This window comes from Methylobacterium variabile (assembly GCF_001043975.1).
Lineage (GTDB): Bacteria > Pseudomonadota > Alphaproteobacteria > Rhizobiales > Beijerinckiaceae > Methylobacterium > Methylobacterium variabile.
This window is the reverse complement of sequence record NZ_LABY01000553.1, coordinates 1-692: the sequence shown is the minus strand read 5'-3', so window position 1 is coordinate 692 and position 692 is coordinate 1. Positions and strand designations below refer to the sequence as shown.

The following is a 692-nucleotide window of genomic DNA, read 5'->3' as shown; positions in this document are numbered from 1 at the left end:
TTTCATACAGAAGCGCGCTTTCGCTATTTCTGCCTGTCTCTTGTGGTCGGAGGTGTTTATAAGCGACATTCCGCACCCTTCGTCTTCCATTCGATCTTTTTTTTTTTTTTTGCCACCAACCGCGACCTCAAGGCCGAGGTGAAGCGGGGGCGCTTTCGCGAGGATCTCTATTTCCGCCTCAACGTATTTCCCATCGCGGCCGTACCACTGCGCGAGCGGCCGGAGGACATCCCCCTCATCGCCCAGCACTTCCTCAAGGGCGTGGCCCGACGCCTCGCGATGCCCGACCTGCGGCTCACGGAAGGCGATGTCCGCCGCCTCGTGCGCTACGACTGGCCCGGCAATGTTCGCGAGCTGGAAAACATCGTCGAGCGGGCGGCGATCCTCGCCGTGCGCGGGCGGCTGCGGTTCGACCTGCCCGAGGCCGAGAGCATAGGTCCCGTCGAGGGGCGGCGCCCGCAGGGCGAGGTCTCCGCCGGCGCCACCCCCGCCACCGAATCCGAGCGAAGGGCGCGCGACCGGGCCGACATCTCGGCCGCCCTTGCCTTGAGCAAGGGCCGCGTCTTCGGGGCCGGAGGGGCGGCCGAGCTGCTGGGCGTGAAGCCGACGACGCTCGCCTCCCGCATCAAAGTGCATGGCCTGACGGGGGTCGGCCGGCCGGGCGGCAAGGCCTGATCCAATCCGTCGAACTC

Annotated in this window: 1 protein-coding gene; it reads left to right on the top strand. The window is 66.8% G+C overall.

What is annotated here, in order from left to right; genetic code table 11:
* On the top strand, positions 1 to 675 hold a 675-nt coding region (locus VQ02_RS34450), incomplete at its 5' end, for an AAA-type ATPase lid domain-containing protein (protein ID WP_245239955.1).
* Positions 676 to 692 lie beyond the last annotated feature (17 nt).